General features: G+C 41.5%; 26 protein-coding genes and 1 pseudogene. 3 read left to right on the top strand and 24 right to left on the bottom strand.

All coding sequences use genetic code 11. The features are described from left to right. Window positions 1-85: 85 nt before the first annotated feature. Window positions 86-304 carry a hypothetical protein gene (locus POF51_RS07680; RefSeq protein ID WP_069849299.1) on the bottom strand — a complete coding sequence of 73 codons (219 nt, stop codon included), beginning with the start codon at window positions 302-304 and terminating at the stop codon, window positions 86-88. A gap of 262 nt (window positions 305-566) precedes the next feature. On the opposite strand from POF51_RS07680, the gene POF51_RS07675 reads away from it, so the two are divergent. After that, window positions 567-851 (top strand): XRE family transcriptional regulator, encoded by a 285-nt coding sequence (locus POF51_RS07675; RefSeq protein ID WP_244521784.1) that lies wholly within the window; start codon window positions 567-569, stop codon window positions 849-851. 13 nt (window positions 852-864) lie between these two features. Here POF51_RS07675 and POF51_RS07670 read toward each other — a convergent pair whose 3' ends face one another. Further along, entirely contained in the window at window positions 865-1,533 is a 669-nt protein-coding gene (locus tag POF51_RS07670; RefSeq protein ID WP_244521785.1) for a barstar family protein, read from the bottom strand. Window positions 1,534-2,000: 467 nt separating this feature from the next. On the opposite strand from POF51_RS07670, the gene POF51_RS07665 reads away from it, so the two are divergent. Continuing rightward, the gene (locus POF51_RS07665; RefSeq protein WP_069849301.1) at window positions 2,001-2,240 is read left to right on the top strand and encodes a DUF7660 family protein; all 240 of its coding nucleotides are present in this window, start codon (window positions 2,001-2,003) and stop codon (window positions 2,238-2,240) included. A 149-nt stretch (window positions 2,241-2,389) separates the two neighbouring features. On the opposite strand, the gene POF51_RS07660 is transcribed toward POF51_RS07665, so the two are convergent. The 10 genes and pseudogenes from POF51_RS07660 to POF51_RS07615 form a co-directional block, all read right to left on the bottom strand. Beyond that, window positions 2,390-2,842, bottom strand: coding sequence for a hypothetical protein (locus POF51_RS07660; protein WP_069849303.1), 453 nt, complete (start codon window positions 2,840-2,842; stop codon window positions 2,390-2,392). A gap of 18 nt (window positions 2,843-2,860) precedes the next feature. Then, a complete protein-coding gene (locus POF51_RS07655; RefSeq protein WP_069849305.1) occupies window positions 2,861-3,391 on the bottom strand; it encodes a 3'-5' exonuclease in 531 nt (176 codons plus the stop codon). Between the two features lie 26 nt (window positions 3,392-3,417). Continuing rightward, window positions 3,418-3,834, bottom strand: a complete 417-nt coding sequence (locus tag POF51_RS07650; protein ID WP_069849308.1) for a GNAT family N-acetyltransferase — start codon at window positions 3,832-3,834, stop codon at window positions 3,418-3,420. Between the two features lie 571 nt (window positions 3,835-4,405). Then, window positions 4,406-4,624, bottom strand: coding sequence for a hypothetical protein (locus POF51_RS07645; RefSeq protein WP_069849310.1), 219 nt, complete (start codon window positions 4,622-4,624; stop codon window positions 4,406-4,408). A gap of 43 nt (window positions 4,625-4,667) precedes the next feature. Continuing rightward, window positions 4,668-5,072 carry a hypothetical protein gene (locus tag POF51_RS07640; RefSeq protein ID WP_069849312.1) on the bottom strand — a complete coding sequence of 135 codons (405 nt, stop codon included), beginning with the start codon at window positions 5,070-5,072 and terminating at the stop codon, window positions 4,668-4,670. Between the two features lie 21 nt (window positions 5,073-5,093). Next, window positions 5,094-5,867, bottom strand: a complete 774-nt coding sequence (locus POF51_RS07635; RefSeq protein ID WP_069849314.1) for a CPBP family intramembrane glutamic endopeptidase — start codon at window positions 5,865-5,867, stop codon at window positions 5,094-5,096. A gap of 56 nt (window positions 5,868-5,923) precedes the next feature. Next, window positions 5,924-6,538 carry a hypothetical protein gene (locus POF51_RS07630; protein WP_069849316.1) on the bottom strand — a complete coding sequence of 205 codons (615 nt, stop codon included), beginning with the start codon at window positions 6,536-6,538 and terminating at the stop codon, window positions 5,924-5,926. A 30-nt stretch (window positions 6,539-6,568) separates the two neighbouring features. Continuing rightward, window positions 6,569-7,273, bottom strand: a complete 705-nt coding sequence (locus POF51_RS07625) for a hypothetical protein (protein ID WP_083261675.1) — start codon at window positions 7,271-7,273, stop codon at window positions 6,569-6,571. 298 nt (window positions 7,274-7,571) lie between these two features. Continuing rightward, window positions 7,572-7,712: an ATP-binding protein gene (locus tag POF51_RS07620; RefSeq protein ID WP_271754751.1), complete on the bottom strand. Its 141-nt coding sequence runs from the start codon at window positions 7,710-7,712 to the stop codon at window positions 7,572-7,574. Between the two features lie 30 nt (window positions 7,713-7,742). Continuing rightward, window positions 7,743-8,237 (bottom strand): annotated as a pseudogene (locus POF51_RS07615) (magnesium chelatase domain-containing protein). A 253-nt stretch (window positions 8,238-8,490) separates the two neighbouring features. Between POF51_RS07615 and POF51_RS07610 the strand changes: the two are divergent. Continuing rightward, a complete protein-coding gene (locus POF51_RS07610) occupies window positions 8,491-8,799 on the top strand; it encodes a hypothetical protein (RefSeq protein WP_069849317.1) in 309 nt (102 codons plus the stop codon). Between the two features lie 273 nt (window positions 8,800-9,072). Here the strand turns inward: POF51_RS07610 and POF51_RS07605 are convergent, their stop codons facing one another. From POF51_RS07605 to ylqF, 12 genes are all read right to left on the bottom strand, one after another. After that, window positions 9,073-9,618 (bottom strand): RNA 2'-phosphotransferase, encoded by a 546-nt coding sequence (locus tag POF51_RS07605; protein WP_069849319.1) that lies wholly within the window; start codon window positions 9,616-9,618, stop codon window positions 9,073-9,075. A 39-nt stretch (window positions 9,619-9,657) separates the two neighbouring features. After that, window positions 9,658-9,813 (bottom strand): hypothetical protein, encoded by a 156-nt coding sequence (locus POF51_RS07600; RefSeq protein ID WP_017249354.1) that lies wholly within the window; start codon window positions 9,811-9,813, stop codon window positions 9,658-9,660. A gap of 16 nt (window positions 9,814-9,829) precedes the next feature. Further along, window positions 9,830-10,021 carry a hypothetical protein gene (locus POF51_RS07595; RefSeq protein ID WP_007719678.1) on the bottom strand — a complete coding sequence of 64 codons (192 nt, stop codon included), beginning with the start codon at window positions 10,019-10,021 and terminating at the stop codon, window positions 9,830-9,832. A 105-nt stretch (window positions 10,022-10,126) separates the two neighbouring features. Continuing rightward, window positions 10,127-10,456, bottom strand: coding sequence for a low molecular weight protein tyrosine phosphatase family protein (locus POF51_RS07590; RefSeq protein ID WP_069849321.1), 330 nt, complete (start codon window positions 10,454-10,456; stop codon window positions 10,127-10,129). Then, complete coding sequence (locus tag POF51_RS07585) at window positions 10,453-11,007, bottom strand: NADAR family protein (protein ID WP_069849323.1); 555 nt, start codon at window positions 11,005-11,007, stop codon at window positions 10,453-10,455. Before POF51_RS07585 ends, POF51_RS07590 begins: the two co-directional genes overlap by 4 nt. Window positions 11,008-11,050: 43 nt before the next feature. Then, on the bottom strand, window positions 11,051-11,827 hold the full coding sequence (locus tag POF51_RS07580) for a nucleotidyltransferase domain-containing protein (RefSeq protein ID WP_069849325.1): 777 nt from the start codon (window positions 11,825-11,827) through the stop codon (window positions 11,051-11,053). 96 nt (window positions 11,828-11,923) lie between these two features. Then, on the bottom strand, window positions 11,924-13,768 hold the full coding sequence (locus POF51_RS07575; RefSeq protein WP_069849327.1) for an Ig-like domain-containing protein: 1,845 nt from the start codon (window positions 13,766-13,768) through the stop codon (window positions 11,924-11,926). Between the two features lie 335 nt (window positions 13,769-14,103). After that, window positions 14,104-14,481, bottom strand: a complete 378-nt coding sequence (locus tag POF51_RS07570) for a YraN family protein (protein ID WP_069849329.1) — start codon at window positions 14,479-14,481, stop codon at window positions 14,104-14,106. After that, window positions 14,481-14,771: an EscU/YscU/HrcU family type III secretion system export apparatus switch protein gene (locus POF51_RS07565; protein ID WP_017249360.1), complete on the bottom strand. Its 291-nt coding sequence runs from the start codon at window positions 14,769-14,771 to the stop codon at window positions 14,481-14,483. The genes POF51_RS07570 and POF51_RS07565 overlap by 1 nt, the downstream gene beginning before the upstream one ends. Then, entirely contained in the window at window positions 14,768-16,660 is a 1,893-nt protein-coding gene (locus POF51_RS07560) for a hypothetical protein (RefSeq protein ID WP_271754741.1), read from the bottom strand. The genes POF51_RS07565 and POF51_RS07560 overlap by 4 nt, the downstream gene beginning before the upstream one ends. A gap of 43 nt (window positions 16,661-16,703) precedes the next feature. Further along, a complete protein-coding gene (locus tag POF51_RS07555) occupies window positions 16,704-17,480 on the bottom strand; it encodes a ribonuclease HII (RefSeq protein WP_173622096.1) in 777 nt (258 codons plus the stop codon). 125 nt (window positions 17,481-17,605) lie between these two features. Then, window positions 17,606-18,499: a ribosome biogenesis GTPase YlqF gene (gene ylqF / locus POF51_RS07550; protein WP_007719698.1), complete on the bottom strand. Its 894-nt coding sequence runs from the start codon at window positions 18,497-18,499 to the stop codon at window positions 17,606-17,608. Between the last annotated feature and the right edge of the window lie 26 nt (window positions 18,500-18,525).

Raw genomic sequence — 18,525 nt, 5'->3', positions numbered from 1 at the left:
AAGAAATCATTTTGGCAGTAACCCCACCTTGACCTTGTTATCACCCTTACCTGGTGAAATGGTGGAATGTCGTTAGGCGCAGATCCTAACTTCTCTCTCTCCCGCTCTTCGGCGCTCTATGCAGTTGTGTGAGTGTCGTCCAGTATTCCTTTAGGCTATTTCCCTTTACTGATTGATCTGTCTCAGTAGCTTCCTTTGGTTCTGCTGGCTTTGACTTAAATAGAACCTCCAATTCATGGACCATTCGTTTCATATCAGAAGCGAACTCACGATGGAATTCGATACCTTTAGGTGGTTTGATCATTGATGGCCTCCTTTCAGGCTGATATCTCTTTGTCACACATATGAGACACCTTATCCAAAAAAGATATCTTCAAATGTACGATTTTGAAAAGTTGCAGCACTTTGGCGATGAAATCGTTCCCCAGCGAAAAGCGTTTGTCAACATCAGGAAGCTTCGCCGTTAATAGTTGTCTTCTTGATACACCAATTATTCGGCGTTTTTTTGCTGGTATTAGAGAAAAAGTGGATACAGAAGCCAGTGGGAACTCGCGGATGTTTCAGGCGTGAGCCATTCGACAACTAATAGAATTGAAGGTGGTACCTATAAAACTAAACACGAGACCTTGAAAGTGCTTGCTGCTTTTCTAAATGGCGTTATATATGAGGAGCTTTTGGAGAAAGCCGGAATTTTGGAGGATACAGCTTCCCCTTCCTCCAAGAAAGACAAACCTCTTTCCGTATACGAAAGCTTATTCTTCTATGAATTAGAAAAGCTAAGCGAGGAAGATAAAAAGAAGGCTTTAGAGCACGTGAGATACTTGAGGTATCTTGCGGAGCAACAGAAATGACAACGAGACATCCTCACTTAGAAGATGTCTCGCTTTTTTGTTCATACTCTACTGTGAAAATTTCGTTAGTATAACGTAATGAATAGTCCTTAAGAAGTTCTTTTAAAGAATCTGCTTCTTTCGGAAGGCGTTCCTCTAATACTTCCCATCCAGTTATAGTTATTTTCATGGGTAGCTTTACCATACCGGTGATTGCGTCCCAAAATGCTTTCCAATTCATACCGTACATATCAGGGAAATCAAGTTGACGTTTCAAGATCATGTGAAGATCTGCTGGAGCCACTACACGAGAAACATCAAAAAGTATATGCTCCTTCCTCGGCTTAAACTCTGTAATTAGTGGTTGATTTGGAAGTAAACTCAGATCGAACAATTTGGAATATTTCTCGTGTTCAAGTAAAAACTCTTCTATTTCTTTCCTTGAAGTATCTACATCCCCATATCCATCCAGGGCACGCTCAAGGCTTTCCGTGATCGCATACAGATATCCATTCCATTCATGATCAGAATCAACGTAATTTGATAACCTATAGAGCATTTCACATGTCTCATAAAGAGTATAGTGTTTGTTTTTGTAACTGAGGTTAATCATTCCAACTATTGTTTTTAATGCTTTTTCCTCTTCTGTATTAGTGCAAAGCTCGATAAGTAAGCGAGGAATGTCCTCCTCTTTTTTTACCATTGAAAGCTCAAACCATATCAGGTATATCTGTTACCTCTAAAAGATCAATTACTTTATCTGCCCACACGTTTATATGATCTTTAGAAAAGAACCCTATAGATAATCCAATGTGGTATACTTTGGCTTCAAACCCAATTTCCATTTTCTTCACCACCAAGTTCCAGATAGTTAGTATCATAGTAACATGCTGGAAAAGTCAGGAGTAGTGTGCAAACGGACCTATAATGAATCTTTCCAACGCTTGATAACACCACTGCAGTCGACGGTGATCAGTGGATCTACTCTCCTAGCTTTGGAATCGAAGTTGAGATTTCTCATGACAGAGAGATTCCCCCTACTGTCAATTACAAATGCTTTGAGCATATACGGTAGCTAAGGATTCATGCCAGCAGGGGAATCAGAAATCACAACGAGATGAGCTAGACAATGCGTGTGTCTACTGTTACAAAGGAGGAGAATATCTTAACATGGACCTTTTTGATAAACGCGAGAATGTTGATTCAAAAGATGAACTCATTGAATTTATAAAGGCATTACGCCACGACCTTCAAGTGAACCCTGAGGAATGGGAAAACCTATCGCTGGCTGCCTTTCTGGAGGCAATGGAATCCTGGATGGAAGATACTATAGATATGGGGTATCTGTCAGATCAGCCTGAGTGGAAGTCACTCGCTGCCATCTTATACATGGGGAAGATTTATGAGTAGGTTTTGTAGCATGTGAGGTTTTTGGGATATCTTGCGGAGAAATAACAGCGAGACGAGCTACTTAATAGCCGTCTCATTTTTATTAGTAAGGAAAATCAGTAAAACTATTAAATTGCATTTTGAACACTCCCCCCGAAATTTCAATTAATTCAAATGTTCTTTTGTTTTGACTCTTCCCATCGTTTCCTGTAATTTATCAAATCATTATCAGCACATTCCTTTGAACAATAAACACCTTCAGATACCGCCACTGCACTAATTGTATACCATTTATCCATTTCTTCATCTGTATATTTGTTATTGCAGAAATCACAAATAAATGTCCAAGGTTTAGACCTGTTCTTGCTTTTCTTGAAGGTTCTCTCCTCTACAATAAATTTGGATATTGTATACTCGAAATGCAAATGTGTCAATTGTTCTTTTCGCTTACTTATAAGTTCAGCAATGTTATGACTCCCATAATGAGATAAAAAATTATTTAGTTTCTCTAAAACCTCATTATGTTCTTCTGGGCTTAGTATCTCACCTCGTCCATTCTCCAAATAAAAACCATCAGAACCTTCGTCGTATATTAATGTTAGATCATTATTGTTTTTAATCATGATAAAACCCTCATTTGATTAGAATTCCAACTTGTCAAAAATCTTAATAAAGATTTTAGCTATATTCCTTGCGTCATCAATTCCACGATGATGAGTCCCATCAAGAGGTATACTAAGCATCTTTAGTGCTCGTTCCATGCCTACTCCTCGTTCTACGCCAATCATCTTTCCATGCTGATGCTTGATACTAATATGATTTCGAATCCACCTTGTGGGTGTCTTATGTAGTTCGCAATCCATCTTGAATTGCTTCTTGTCATAAAAACCCCATGAGCATAGATAGTAGTCATTACCAATCCAGTTTTTAAAATTACTTATCGCTTTCCCAAAACTAGGAGCATTATCAACTTCTTCTTGTTTTATGGATGTAAGACTCTTACAGAAATCTGACAACATGGGATTTAATTTGGGTTTAATAAATGTCTGAAACTCTCCCACTACGTTTAAGTTCTCATCGAGCTTTACAGCTCCAATTTCAATGATTTCATTTTGTTTTGATCTGTCGTTTTCCCAACATGTCGCTTCTAAGTCTAGTATAATATAGTTCATTAGGCGCTCTCCTTTTCCCATTCAAATTAACATTTCATCCATTCCCAAATGTTGCTACCTGTCTTTTCTTCTTTCAATCTCCAACTATTCTTCTCATAATACTCATTCATTTTAGAAATAATCGGACATGTTACCTCAATTGGGTACTCCCCCAAGATCTGAAGCATTTTATCAATTAACCCCTGTCCTCGATGACTTGGGCGAATTGCAAACTGATATAGCGAAATAGTTTGATCAGACTTTCTAGGATAAAAGCGCAATGCTCCTACAATTTGGTTATCGTCTATTGCTACAATCACCTGCCTTCTTCGAACAGCCGCTAACGCTCCATCAGGACATAAAAATTCCCTATTAGAAATACCGTCATTATCCTCTTGAATGTTGTTCTGAAAGAAAAATACAATGTCATTCCCTAACCATGAATCTGCAATTGTTATCTTCATTGTTCAATCCTCATGAAATCCCCATTTTATTCCTTTTAGTTATAACTCTCGCACAACTCATCTTCTTCAACAGCCCTATTATGAATTACACACACCAAAACTTGTTCTCCATGTTTATCGTCACCACTCATAGAATTACTGCATCCAAAGCAGTCTAAAAATCGATGACTTTGAATTCTTTCTGTAGCTGTTTAACAATTTTATCTTTGCTCAATTTTATCTAACACCTTTGACAGTCCTTTAAAATACCAACTTCATTCAATTTGCTCCCATTCCCACTCTGAAATGGTATTAGCTATAGCTTCTTTACATTTCCTTTTAGCCCAAGTAAGTGATTTCGTCCATTTAGGTGGTCGTATGTAAGGCTCACTGTAGTTTCCTTTTGAATCAATGTCCTAAATCTGATAGGAGTACTGACCATCAAAGTACGTAAAAAAGGAAACTACAGGTATTTCTACTCTAGTATCAAATTTAACTTCCTGCTCTGCCCAAGTACGAAAAACTGTTCTTTTCCACTTCAAGCTTTCCCCCCATTTCCCTTAAAAACGATCTTTCACTCATTACTTTTGCATTAATCAATCGGAAATAGCTCTTTCAATTCATTTATGATCGTTTCAGTCTGTTCAGCTTTGACTCGATTTGTATCATATGCAGCACTATTGCCAATCTCTTTAGCAGCGTTACTAAGATAGGTGTAATTGTTTACATCGTTTTCAAGCTTTTCGATATATCTATGTAACTTTCCAACTCTAATCTGTTTTGTACCTCTTGTTTTCTTTGTGTTTTCCATCTTAAACTCCTTCGCTCACTGCTGTTTGAATCAAATCGCTGTTTTATTCTAATTTCAATAATATCTTTGAATTGTCTTCGATTTGATAACCAAGTTTTTCATAAATTGTTTTCAGTTCTTTTGAAGTAACATTTGCGTCTCTGGGAACGATTTCACCACGAATAAAAGATATAGATTTCTTATACCCTTGTGCAAGAATATCTTGTGTTATGGATGAAGCACTATCAACTAGAAGTTTATTCATGAGTCTTGCATGTCCACGTTTTTTATATTCTGATTTAATATCGTTTATATACAATCCGCCCTCAAGGATGTACTCAAAATTAAGAAAAGAAATCTGTTCTTCTTTGAAATTGTAACCCCTAACCCATCCAGAAATGCTTGAAAAATTACATTCTAACCTTATATAGTCCCTAAAATCGTCTGATGTTTCTACTGTTAGTCTCATTATTAATCACTCCTCACGAAATTACCTTTTCATTTGAACTCTTGGCGTAACATCCCGTACAATCCTAAAGCCGATTACCGCTGTCAGGATTAGAAAAAGCAATGCAGTTACTATACTACCTTCAATACCATACACTCCGCCATGTATCAAAGTTCCTTGGGAAGATTCTGTTATTAATACGAGCTGTTCACCTCGCCAAATTCCCAAAATTCCAGAAGTATAATTCCACGCAAAATGGAAACCCACTGGAAGCCAAAGTGCTCCAGATTTTTCTCTCATGAAGGCATACATGATTCCAGCAAAAAACAACGTAGTAAATGCAGTTAATGTGAATCCCGCTCTAAAGATATGTAAAGCAGCGAATAATCCAGAGCTGATTACTGAAGCTACTAATCCACTGAACAAATACCTTAGACGCCCATAAACGTATCCTCTAATAAATATCTCCTCAGACAAAGCTACTACAAGACATATAACGAACCAAATAAGAATTGCCTCTTTATCAAAAGCAACACCCACTAATTTATGTCCGCCAAACAAATAAACAATCGCATAAATGGTAATGAGTGTTAGAAAACCCGCAACCATCCCTTTTGAAAAATCAGAAGTCAACCTGTCCATAGTAAATCCTATTATCCAACGTTTTCTTTCAAACACAATGTAATCAACTAATGAAGCAATTGCCAAACCCACAGCCGTTGCGTAATCTTGACTTTGCAAGGTAAGTCCAACAATGAAGAATAAAAATATAAATAATACTAATCTCAATAGGATTTGTACTAGATTCTTTATCAACACTTCTCATCCGTTCTAATCAAATCACCGTTTTATTCACTTCTTTACTGCCCCTCTTAGTCACCTTTGAAGATAAACCAACTTTCAAACCTTTTCACCACATCATTGGCTAACTCAAGGTCAAACTCTAAAAATCTATTGAAGAGAGGCACTCTTGCAAATTCCATTAAGTTCGATTCAACCATTTCTAGCTTTGCAATAAACTCCACATAATCAAAATCAATACAGTACAGTTCATTCTTGTCTACATCTTCTTCATTAGAGTCATCCGACCAAACACGCACTATATTATCAGCGAATTCCATTCTTGGTGTTGGATTATGACCCATCCAAGGGCTTTTCCTGTTAATAACACTATCTAGCACATCTCTCCAAGCTTCTAGACCAGAACAACAACTCGGAGGAATTATCCTATCATTGCTTTCGAAATAGATTCCTCCTCCAATTACTACATCCGATTCATCAAATAATCGCTTTAACACTTCATGAGGTGTACCCTTAATGTCTATATTGTTGTATCCCAAAAGCATCGCAATAAACAAATCAACTTCATCACTAGTAGTTTGACCTGTTAACTTGACATATTCAGTATAAGTCACTTCTGTATTCAACCAATCAGGTATCTGATAATAAGGCTCTTTTATAACTGCAACAACTAAAGGGTAATGCATGCAACTCTCTCCCTAATTAAAATCTTCATTTTATCGTAATTCGCTTGGGTCGCTGATAAATTCAAGAAATTGAACTCCCATCCTACTCAATCTTGGTGCAACCATTCCACTGCCTGTCATCATAGTGTTTAACCCACTTGCTCCAGTTCCTGATAGCCCTTTATTGTATAGGTCATTAAAAATCTGCTTAGTAAATTCATCATTTGACCTTAATTCAGGGTATGCGAGATAAACTACATCACTGAGCCCACCCATAGAAAAATTAGAATTTAATCCCGCAGCTTCAAGGTATTGTTTAGGATCTTTTAATAAAACAAGAATCCGCAAGTGCCACTCATTAAATGTGTCGATAAAAGAAAGAAACATTTGTTGTAAATTCTCATCGACACTCGTAGACAGTGCAGAATTTGTTATAGCATTTAACAATGCCACTCTTTTATCATCTTGATGTGTTCTTAGAGACATCTGGGTTGCTTGTAGTGTTACCGAAAGAAAGTTTTCATTTGTAGACAATTGTTCAATATTGAACCTATCTACTTTAACTTCTAGTTCTTTAAGCCGCTCATCTATCATAATCAAAATGTTTTCTTTCCTTTTCTCAGAAGGCTGAGTCACGAGCAATGTAAATAGTTCAGAAAGTCCATTCCCAACAACGGGTACACTGCCCAAAGTTGCTTTTGCTAATCCGTGTGCATAATCGCCAATAGTGTTTTTCAGACCTTTCTTAACATCCACCAATAACCCCTCCAATGAAAACCATCTTGTATCGTTATTTCCTTTGCAATAATAAAAGCTCTAAGATATTTCATTCTAGCCCAACTATTTATGATCCACCTTCTTATAAATTCGAAATAATATTCTTATGACAATTATACCAAATATTTCTTGCGCCTTCGATTTAGCACTGGTAAATATTCCTTTTTTTGAATTCTACTCACTAGTGCAGTATTGTGACTATTTATCCGCTCAAATAAATACAAAAAGACACAAGCATTTGGTTGCTCATGTCCTTTCGCATTTACTTGACTTTGTTTCAGTTAACGATCACATTATGAAATCCAGCTGCTGCGATCTCCAAGCCACGTTTTACAAATTGCTGTCCGTAAACATTGGCAAAGTCGGGAGGCAGCTGGTTCGTATTCGTCTTGCCTGTTTCCGATTCGGAAAAAATCAAGTCTGAGTTCTTACTATGAAGTCCTTCTTTCTAGTAATTCACGGCCTCTTCCAAATTACTCGCAGGCAATACGGTAATGTCGACGAGCTGTGCTTCCGCTGCATTTTGTTCGGGGAGGATCACGTGGGTAAATCCTGCAATTTTAGCTTCTAGCAGAATGGGGAGTCCACCCGTTACAGGACGAAGAGAACCGTCTAATGCCAACTCTCCAAGAACGAGGATTTTCTCTGGTCTAGAGAGCATTTACTTCGAGGCGAGTAAAATACCAAACGCAATAGCTAGATCGAAACCTGAGCCTTCCTTGCGCTGGTCTGCCGGTGCCAGATTGACTGTGATCCGCTGCATTGGGTAGTCGTATCCTGCGTTACACAGGGCAGCACGAACACGATCTCTCGCTTCTTTTACAGCAGAACCACCCAGTCCGACCAAGTCGAATTGAGGTAAGCCTTTTACTATGTCTGTTTCTACAGTGACGACTATTCCATCTATGCCGAGCACCCTGCCTGAATAACTGCATGCGTACATGTTCTCTCCCCCTCTGGTTATAGGGTAGGAAAAGATAGAGGGGGTGGGCAAGTAAATTGATGCTTGTGGCTAATCGTTGATACCACTTTGTCAATACAGTTAGGAAAATAGTTCCAATTACCTACTGTTCATTCAATTTAAAACAACAAAACCTCTTGATCAATGATCAAGAGACATAGTAACCCATACATTTATGGAAAACTTTCACTCCAACAGGTATACTGCAAATAAACAGGTAAGGAGTTGGTTCGATTTGATTTTTACTGTTGATCATCATCAAATTTCCATCCACCACGAACATGCTGAACCTGTTCAGATCGACTGGGACGAAGTATACAGTGTCTCTTACTATAAGATCGATTGTATCGAGTACGAAATGGGTTACATCGTTTTTGACTTGGTATACGGTGAGTTCATTGAGATTAATGATAGTGATCAAGATTGGGAAAAAATCGTCAATGATCTCGAAAAATACTTACCCTCGCAAACAAGCGATTGGAGGCATTCATTACGTAGTTGGTCGATCGACGACGGTATTCTTTATCTTTATGAAAAAACGTAAGAACGAGGCGAACTGAACCTCCTCACTTTATCCAACGATTTAGAACTTGTATTATTGCTGAAACCATTTGAATATGATGGGGAAAACGATAATCGCTCGGCCATCTTTATCTTCACTGCTTTCTCTTCCATTCATTCAGTAGTTCAATGATTTGCTGGTTTTGATCCACTTGCTTTTTACCTCCTTACGATTAACGTTGATATAAAAAAAAGACCCGCGTTCCGAATGCGAGTCTTTTCTCATGCTGTGTTGTTTCTTCTTGAGCAATTCGAGCTACTTCTGATAGGCAGAGATATACTCTTTTTTCACGTGATCTGCTAACCAAACGAGCTCATTTCCATGGTAAAACTTCACACCATCTTGCCAAGCTTGCCTCGCATCGATTCGCAAAAGTACCGGATGGTCATCTCGTCTTTTCCCAACCTGCTGTGCTGTTTGGACGTCTTCAGACAGATGCACATACTGTCTTCCTTTTGGAACAAGCCCGCTAGTCAAAATAGAATCGAGGAATCTTTGCGGCGTGCCGTGAAAAAGAAACGCAGGTGGTTCTTTTTCTTCCTTTTGAATCTTTTGCGGCACTGAATGTCCATAGAGGGCGCGAATTTTGCCTTGATTGATCTCATGACGCTTTTTTTCTGATAACGTAATCATCGTATGTAAATCTTCTTCGGCAACCGCTCGCCACTTGCGCTGTTCATGAAGTGACAAAAGCAATTGCTTAATAGGTACCCATCCTTGTTCGTCTAACTCAAGCTCATATTCATGGGGGGCATGACGAAGCGCATAGGACAGTTCTTTACTCAATTTTTGATAATCCATACACTCATCTCCCATTACAACAGGTCATAGCCACTTCTTTTACGCAAAAAAGTAACCAAGACTCACGATTGCAGCAATAAATAGGTGAACGATGAAATTTCCTGTTAGTCGAACCCAGAGCAGTTGGCTTTTCATCGTCCAAAATCCATAAAGGAGAGCAACGATCAGGTAAGCCAGAACATAAATGAAAAACACAGGACTGCTCTCCTCTTTAGGACATTTCTTTTTTTATGTTAGCAATTAGCTTGTCAGCATTGTTTTCATCGTTATCAAACATAACCAGGTCTTGCAAAGCAATCCCTTCCACGGATTGAATTGCTGTGGACATAGAATCGGCCAGTTGCTGCATATCAGCTTTGTCTGCTACTTCAACATCTAGAACCAGTACAAGTTTTTTCTTCATGGTGATAATCCTCGCTTTACGATAAGTATGGATAATGCGATCGAGCCATATCATCCCCATTATACATAATAATCCGGTATACATCGACAACTGGTAATCACAGGTTTATTCCGGGATCTCTATATATGCGGAAACACTCGATTTTAATATCTCGATCAGCACCTCATCCATGTATATGTATTCATCAGGAATGCCCAAGCAAATGATCCTTTTATCCATCAGTTCCGAACTAAACTTTTCTCGTAACCGCCTTACATGTTTTTTCTCCATACAAAAAATGAGATCAGCCCAGCCGATAAGACCACTTGTTACTTTGATACGCGCCCCAGTTTCAGTACCTGCTGATCTTACTTCATAATCATTGATCCCGTGAAAAATCTTTTCTGCTGTCAAGCTCCTCCATTTATTTCTACTGCAAATGAACAGTAGCTTCATTCTTCCTCCTCATCTATATCTTCAAACTTCCATTCCTCTGGTACCGGATAATAAGCGTCATACTCTTTCTTGGCATCCTCGCTCATTTCCTCTAGCCATGGCCAATAATGCATGACATAGTCCTCACCAAATCCCATCCGCCAAAACAAACTATAAGGATGCTCTTCTGGAAACACAATCCATGGTGGCAAATAGAAATGCGGTTGATACCCCTCTAGGCTTTCACGTACTTCCATCCACAATCTTCCTAGTATGTTTCGTTCGTTACTCGTACGATCGATTAAGGCTGCATCCCCAGTAGAAAGCAGAATTTCACGAATGACAGGATACTGTTCTACTTTTGCTTGTAATACCTTGCGCATGATCTCTTTTTCAAGGATAGTTCCCGAAACTTTCTTGGCTTGCAGATAGTGTTCCGAAGTTGTCCATCGTTCCCCTTCCACCTCTATCGGATGACCAGAGAAATGGGAGAAGCAGCCGTAAGGTTTTTCTGGTTGATCGAAGTGAATTTCAAGAGGTTGCTGTATCTGTTTTCGGATATGATCCTGCATGAATATTTGTACCTCCCTATCTAGCGTAGCGTTTTCATAATGACTACCTGACATTCCACGCCTTCTGTAAATACTTCCGAAATATATCATCCAGCTTGTCTGTTGGGTCATCCAGCTCATTTGTATATTGGCTAGTCAGTGCAGTCAGACGCTCAATATGTTCCTCAATAAAATGGTGAAGCTCTTCTATTCTTGGCTCCCAGTTCAACTCATCCCCAGCTATTTTTCTTTGGAGCAGCTCAGAAATTTTACCTTTTAACCTAGAATCGGTTATCAGCTCTGAAACTAACTGATCAAATCCAATGGGGGGGTTCGTATGATACGTTTCGATCCAGATGCATGCGAGGATCGGGCGTAACACGTAAAAATACTTTTTGATTTTGACTTGCTCCCCTTGCAGATAGTCCCGAAAATTCCCCTTTGCCATACTGAGGTAATGATGCAAGGAAGCCTTTGGCCAAAATACTTCCCCTTGCAACCTTACCAGCTCATCTCGAAAGCCAAGTGTATCGAGATAGACAATGTCTGACACAAGCCATTCTTGTAGGGGCGGATTCGATTTTCGATATAGCTTGAGGGCTTTTCGAATATCCCAGCCATTTATATCTAAAAGGTCATTGATCGGTACTTCTACAACATCCCGTTTGTCGTCAATGGACAAATACCATTCTGGTTTCTTCACATAGACAAAACGTACATCATAATCGCTATCTTTGGACGGAAATCCCCATGCCCGGCTTCCTGATTCAACAGCGAACAATATTTTCAAGTCATGCTCTTGCTCGATTTCTTTTAACTTTTCCAAGATGATCTCTCTCAAGGTTAATTCCTCCTCCACAACAACTAACAGGGTTACCTTTCATTTTGAAAAAAACTCGCTGAACCAATTAAGATTCAGCGAGCTTTCTATCCTATCTTATTTTACGGTAACTTCAATTTCCACTGTAGAGCCTTTGTATTTTGCTGTAATCGTTGCCTTACCTTTCTTTTTCCCTTTTACAGTTCCATTGTCTGATACAGTGGCTACAGCAGACTTGGAGGACTTCCATGTAGCTTTGGTACCACTGATATCATCGCCATCATAGGTGAGTCTAATCTTTTCGGAGTCACCTTTTTTGAGCGAAATAGAGTCGTCATCTGCTTCCAACTTGCCTGAGCTTGAGCCGCCAACTTTTACCTCAATCTCCACTTTTTCGCCTTTATACGTAGCTGTAATCGTTGCCGTTCCTTTTCCTTTTGCAGTAATCGTACCACTGCTGCTGACAGTCGCTACAGAAGTTTTAGAGGATTTCCATGATGCTTTAGAACCACTGATGATGTCGCCATCATACTTCAATACAACGATTTCTCTGTCACCTTTATCCATGGTGAGGCTGGTATCATCAGCTTCCAGTGATGAGGAGGAACCATCAACAGTTACATCAATATCTACTGTTTCGCCTCTGTAACTAGCTGTAATCGTTGCCTTACCCTTACCTGTCGCTGTAATAGTACCGCTACTGCTGACAGTTGCTACGGAAGATTTAGAAGTTTTCCAGGAAGCTTGGGAATTACTGATCACAGCACCATCGTAAGTCAGAATAATGATTTCACGATTTCCTTTCTTCATGGAAAGTTTCGTGTCGTCCGCTACCAGCTTACCTGAGGTATTTGCATCAACTTTTACTTGGATCTCTACCTTGTCACCTTTGTATTGAGCTGTAATGTAAGCAGTTCCTTTACCTTTAGCTGTTACAACCCCGTCACTTACAGTTGCGACAGACGAATTGGATGTTTTCCAAGTTGCTTTGGAACCAGACAATCTTTCATCGTCATATCTTAACTGAATAGTCTCTTTTTGTCCGTCTTTCAAGGAAATACTAGTATAATCCGCTTCCAGTTTACCTGAAGCATCCGTATCGACGTAGACGTCAATTTCTACCTCGTCGCCCTTGTATTTAGCAGTAATCGTAGCTGTACCCTTGGCTCTAGCAGTAACGACCCCATCATCACTGACTCTAGCTACGGAAGTATCCGACGATTTCCAAGTTGCTTTGGAACCAGACAGTTTATCATCGTCATAAGTCAATTTAATTGTTTCTTTATCGCCTTTTTCCATCTTGAGTCGAGAGACGTCTGCTTCTAGTTTCCCATCTGAGTTGCTTTGGCCAACATTTACTTGAATTTCTACTTTTTGGCCTCTATATTCTGCAGTAATGATTGTGCTTCCAGAAGATACAGCCTTTATTTCACCATCATCTACAGTAGCAATGGATTTATCCTCAGAACGCCAATCTGCCTTTGATCCAGCTAGAGTTTTATCAGCATATTTCAAACTAATTGTCGATTTCTTACCTTTTTTAAGATTGATTTCAGAACGATTTGCTTCCAAAATCTCAGCTTTTGAAACGGTGACTCTGATTGTTACTTTATCTCCATTATATTTTGCTGTAACAAAAGTCGATCCTGCCTTCTTAGCTGTCACGACTCCATTGTAAACAGTAGCGATATCAGAAGTGCCTACTTCCCAGTTAACCAGTCCATTATCAATCGTGCTGCCATTATAAGTCAGGCGAATCGTTTCCGTTGAACCTACGGAGATATTCATTGAACTCGAGTTGGCTTTCAGGCCAGAAGTGCTTGCTACCACGCTATAGGCTTGTAAAGGTTGTGGTGTCGTGACTTGTGCAGAAGCAATACCTGTAACTGAAAACTGAACAGTACAAATAGTTGCAACCGCTAAGGAGACGTTTTTCATTAAGTTGCTTTTGATCTTTTTCATGTTTTTACCTCCAAATTATTTCCTATACTTGTATTGACGTATGAGATGGAAAAATGTCACACCAAATATGCTTTTTTTTTGAAAAATATTTGTTTTTATTTCAAACAATTGTTTGTAACCCAAATACAAAAGCAAAAAGTGACACTAGTTATGGGCTTGTCTGTACGAATAGATCCATTTCATCAAAAAAAATGCTTCCCAGCTTTTGAGCCGGAAAGCGGATATTGATGCTTGGAGGAGTTTCATCGCGTCGAGTACAGTACATAGTACGCTGGCTCTGCGACTGATGCTGTAGACGTATCCCCAATATATCCGTAGTCGAGAGCCCGTTTTTCCTAGAAAGCACTCTCATAATGCTCAATGACCGGCTTCATGAAGTCTCCACCTGGTGTTAATGTACCGGTGTAAATCGCGATGACATCAAACCGAAAGGCCGGGATTGGCTGTGAGTTTTTTTGCAGGTATTCGATGGCAAGCTTACGCAGCTTCTGTTTCTTCTTCCAAGTAATGGACTCGCCCGCTGTTCCAAAAAATTGGCTGCTCCTCGTTCTGACCTCAATGAAAACCAAGCAATTTCCGTCTAGCGCAATCAAATCCATTTCCCCACGTTTTGTTCGAACATTTCGATCGACAATACAAAAACCCTTGTTCACTAAATAGCTTTCAGCAAGCTGTTCTCCTTTTTGACCAAGAAGACGGCGGCGATCGCTCATTATTTGGTTCCTCCGCCTTTATCGATACGATAGACAAAAGCAAGGATTTCTGCCACAACTTGATACAACTCCGGAGGAATTTGTTGATCCAAATCCAGCTTGCCCAAAACCTCTACAAGTGATGGGTCCTCTTGTACCGGTATATCATGCTCCTTCGCTGTCTTCAGGATGTTGTCAGCTACGTACCCCTTGCCTTTTGCCACAACCTTTGGCGCTTCCATGGTACCCGCCTGGTATTTTAGCGCAACTGCCTGTTTGCGTTTTTGCTCTGAAGAGGATGGCGGCTTCATACGCGAAGGTCAACCCCTTTATAGTCAGCCAAGATGGGGCCTTTGGCTTGGATCGGACTTGTCGACTTCCCGCGCTCGGCCGGGACTGGCTGGACCCGCATAGCCGATAGATGGTAACCAACATCCTGTAATTGGTCAGCAAAACGATCCTTGGAGCCTTGAATCAGTGCTTCCACCCATGGCGTATCGTTAAAAATTTGCAGGTTAACGATTCGATTCACGATACTGACATCAATCATGGTTGTCCCCATACTTTGGAGTTCCAAATGAAAGAATAGACGGCAGTTCTCCGGATCAAGTTGTCCAGAGCCTTTCTTTTTTGACTCAATTTGGACGAAAGCCGTCTCATCCCCTTCAGCTTGGCGAATCGGAATTTGCATCACGATTTGAGACAAAGCTTGGTTAGAGGGCTGTACCATCATCAACTGTTGTCCGGTCACTTGTTGCAGCAGTTGATCAGCAGCTTCTCGCAAGGCGGTTGGTAGTGCCTGAGCTGGCGCTTGACTGATTTGCAACAAGAGGGATTTGACTGTATCCATCTGCTTTAATGAATGCGAATCGATTGCCCCCTGTGAAAATGCCTGGCCCATCAATTCTCTCTCGTGGGTTACGCCTAAATGACGAAACAATTCAGCAATCGGGTTAGCAGCTGTGGCTCCATTCACTGCACCAGATGCTTGAGACATCATCTGTGGAATGACCTTTTGCCCCGCATCTGTCACTACGGCCCTTTGCTCTGCCATCTGCTTGTTTTGGATCGGCTCCTGATTCATCTGTGCTGACTGAGGAATAGGCAACGGCTCAGTTCGAGCAATTTTTGACTCGACGCTTGGACCACTAGTCTGGTTAGGCAGCAACTGATTAGTCTTTCCGATCATCGCGTTTTGCTGCGATTCCACCTGCTTTGTTGCAGGGCTTGGTGCAGTTACTGCCTCAGTGGAAACAGATGACGAAACAGCTTGTGATGGCGATGGTATGTTACTGAAAGCCTTGGTTGATGGTTGGGGTGATGTCTGCACTTGCGCTGAAGGCTGACCGCTCTGCGCAGGCAGCGGCTGAGTCTGGCTTCCTCCAGACGCGTTCTGAGAAGCACCTTGATTGGGCTGATTCCCTTGTGGCATTTGTTTGACCGCCAGTCCCTCGTCTGTTGCATCGTTGCCCGCGATAAGTAAAGAGAGTCCTGCCAACTTTTCTTTTAACTGACTAACAAGCTGTTTGACATCTCCCGTTGCTGCATTAGCCTGTCCGGGGACTTGCTGTGATTGGCTTTGAGACATTTGACCTGTCGTCTGTGAAGGCTGGCCCTCTCCCTCTAAAAAGAGCGAGGCTTGCTGCAGCAGGTTTTGGATGAGCTGACCCATTGGCTTGTCCGATAAAAAAGCTTTGAGCCCTCCGATTGTATCAGGAGTCAGTGGCAAATTTCGTTTCATGGCAGTCATGAATGCCTCTATCGTGGCATTGTCTACGCCTAAGCGCCCAGCAACGGCTGAAAAAGCCTGTATCGTTTCCTTATTCACAGGAAGATTGGCACCAAGCAGAGCTTGCACGATCGCTTTGTTCTCTTTTGTATCGGCAATCCCTAGTGACCGCATTAGCCCTTCTAGAGATGCGTCTTTGCCAGCTCCTTCCCCGACGCTTTCCAAAACCTTCAACGTGACGACGCCTGTTGATGGTTGGACTTGCAGCCAAGCTTTCTGGCCCGGTTCCAGACTTGCTTCCATCTTAGCCTGAACCTGCATTCCCCCGACTTGTACGAGCGCCATATTGTCCGGGTAATGCTTGATTACCGTGCCTTTAAACACTTGTCCGGGAGTAAGCTCAACCGGCTTCGGAGCGGATATGGGTGCTTTTTGCACGAATGATTGAATAAGTTGCGACGGGGAAAACATGCAGATCCTCCTCCTCTAGGCAGTATGTTACTAGCTTCACTTTTTAGGCGTGTTCTTTTACACCAGTGAATGTCTTGCGATGGATCGGCGTAGGTCCAAATCGAGCGATTGCTGCCAGATGCTCAGGGGTGCCGTAGCCTGCGTGCTTGTCAAAGCCATAGGCTGGATATTGTTCGGCATACTGGGCCATCAATCGATCACGGGTAACCTTTGCTACGATCGATGCGGCTGCAATCGAGACACTCTTGGCATCCCCTCCGATAATCGGAACCTGCTCGCAATCCATTCCGGTTAGCTGCACGGCGTCAATCAGTAATGCATCTGGCACTTTACCTGCCTGTTGGATCGCCAGCTTCATCGCCTCTTTTGTAGCAGCCAATATATTGATCGCATCGATTCTTGCTGCATCGACAATTCCGATTCCCACAGCAAGTGCATCTCTTTGAATGATTTCGCAAAAAGCTTCCCGAGTGGATACAGGTATCTTCTTCGAGTCATTCAGTCCTGGCAAGTAAAAATCCTTGGGCAGGCATACGGCACACGCGACAACTGGACCAGCCAATGGTCCTCGTCCGACCTCATCTACCCCGAATATGTATTGATGCCCCTTATCAAACATGGCTTTCTCATAGACGGTCATGTCAGCCCACATCTGTGCGAGCTTTTCTTGACGTGCAATCGCTGCTTCCGCCTGCTTCGCCAGAGCCTGTACACCCGCTCTTTTATCTTCTTTCAGCAATTGTAAAAAATCTTTGGGTACCTCGTCCAACTTTTCCATCGTCACTCGTATTTCTTTTATCGACATATCCGCTAGATTCATTGACTCATTTCTCCTTACAGATCTCAAAGTACCCATTCAAAAAGACGACGTTTTGAACATCCTCTCATAGTAAAAAACCTGCCTACCGTATATGTCGATAGACAGGTTTTTGATGGCTGGAAAGCTTATTCGGGAAAAGAAACTGGCTTACCAATCGGTTCGTCCATTTCCCAGTCAATCGGGCGCTCGACAGAGATCGTTCCCAGCTTGCCGGAACGCAGCTCACGCAGGAAAATTTCCGCTGCCTTGTCGTAGTCGATATTTCCGCCAGAAACGAGACAACCGCGCTTCTTCCCGATTTCTTCGAGCATTTCTACTCGATCCTCAGGCAGTTCTTTTAGCTTGAAGCGTTCGATCAGGCGTTCCGGATAGTAGTGCATCATGTAGCTGATGACAAATAATGCTACCTCCGTAAAATCGATGAGCTCGTCTTTAATTGCCCCACTTGCCGCCAGTCGCAGACCTACCATCTGATCTTCAAATTTCGGCCAAAGAATACCAGGCGTATCGAGCAGCTCCAGTGTATCACCCATTTTTACCCATTGTTGCGCCTTGGTTACCGCCGGACGATCCCCTGTAGCCGCTACTGAGCGCTTGGACAAGCGGTTAATGAGGGAAGACTTGCCGACATTGGGGATTCCCAAGATCATGATGCGGATGGCACGACCTTGCATCCCCCGCTCACTGCGCTTTGCCAGCATGTCAGCAGCTAGCTCCTTACACATTTCTGGGAGCTTGCTGACACCTTTACCACTCAGGGCATCAATCGGCAATGTGCGAATGCCTTGTTTGCGAAAATAAGCAATCCACTCATCTGTTGCCCGTTCATCCGCCAAATCTGCTTTATTAAGTAATATCAAACGTGGTTTATCACTGACAATCTCGTCAATCATCGGATTACGGCTGGAAAGCGGCAGACGTGCATCGAGAAGCTCAATGACAACATCGATTAACTTCAGCTTTTCCGTTACTTGACGACGTGCTTTAGCCATATGGCCAGGAAACCATTGGATCGTCATGATGTCTCACCTACCTTGAAGCTTTG

The organism is Brevibacillus sp. AG, assembly GCF_028369215.1.
Classification (GTDB): domain Bacteria; phylum Bacillota; class Bacilli; order Brevibacillales; family Brevibacillaceae; genus Brevibacillus; species Brevibacillus porteri.
Note: the sequence above shows the minus strand (reverse complement) of the source record. Positions and strands in the feature narration are given on the sequence as shown.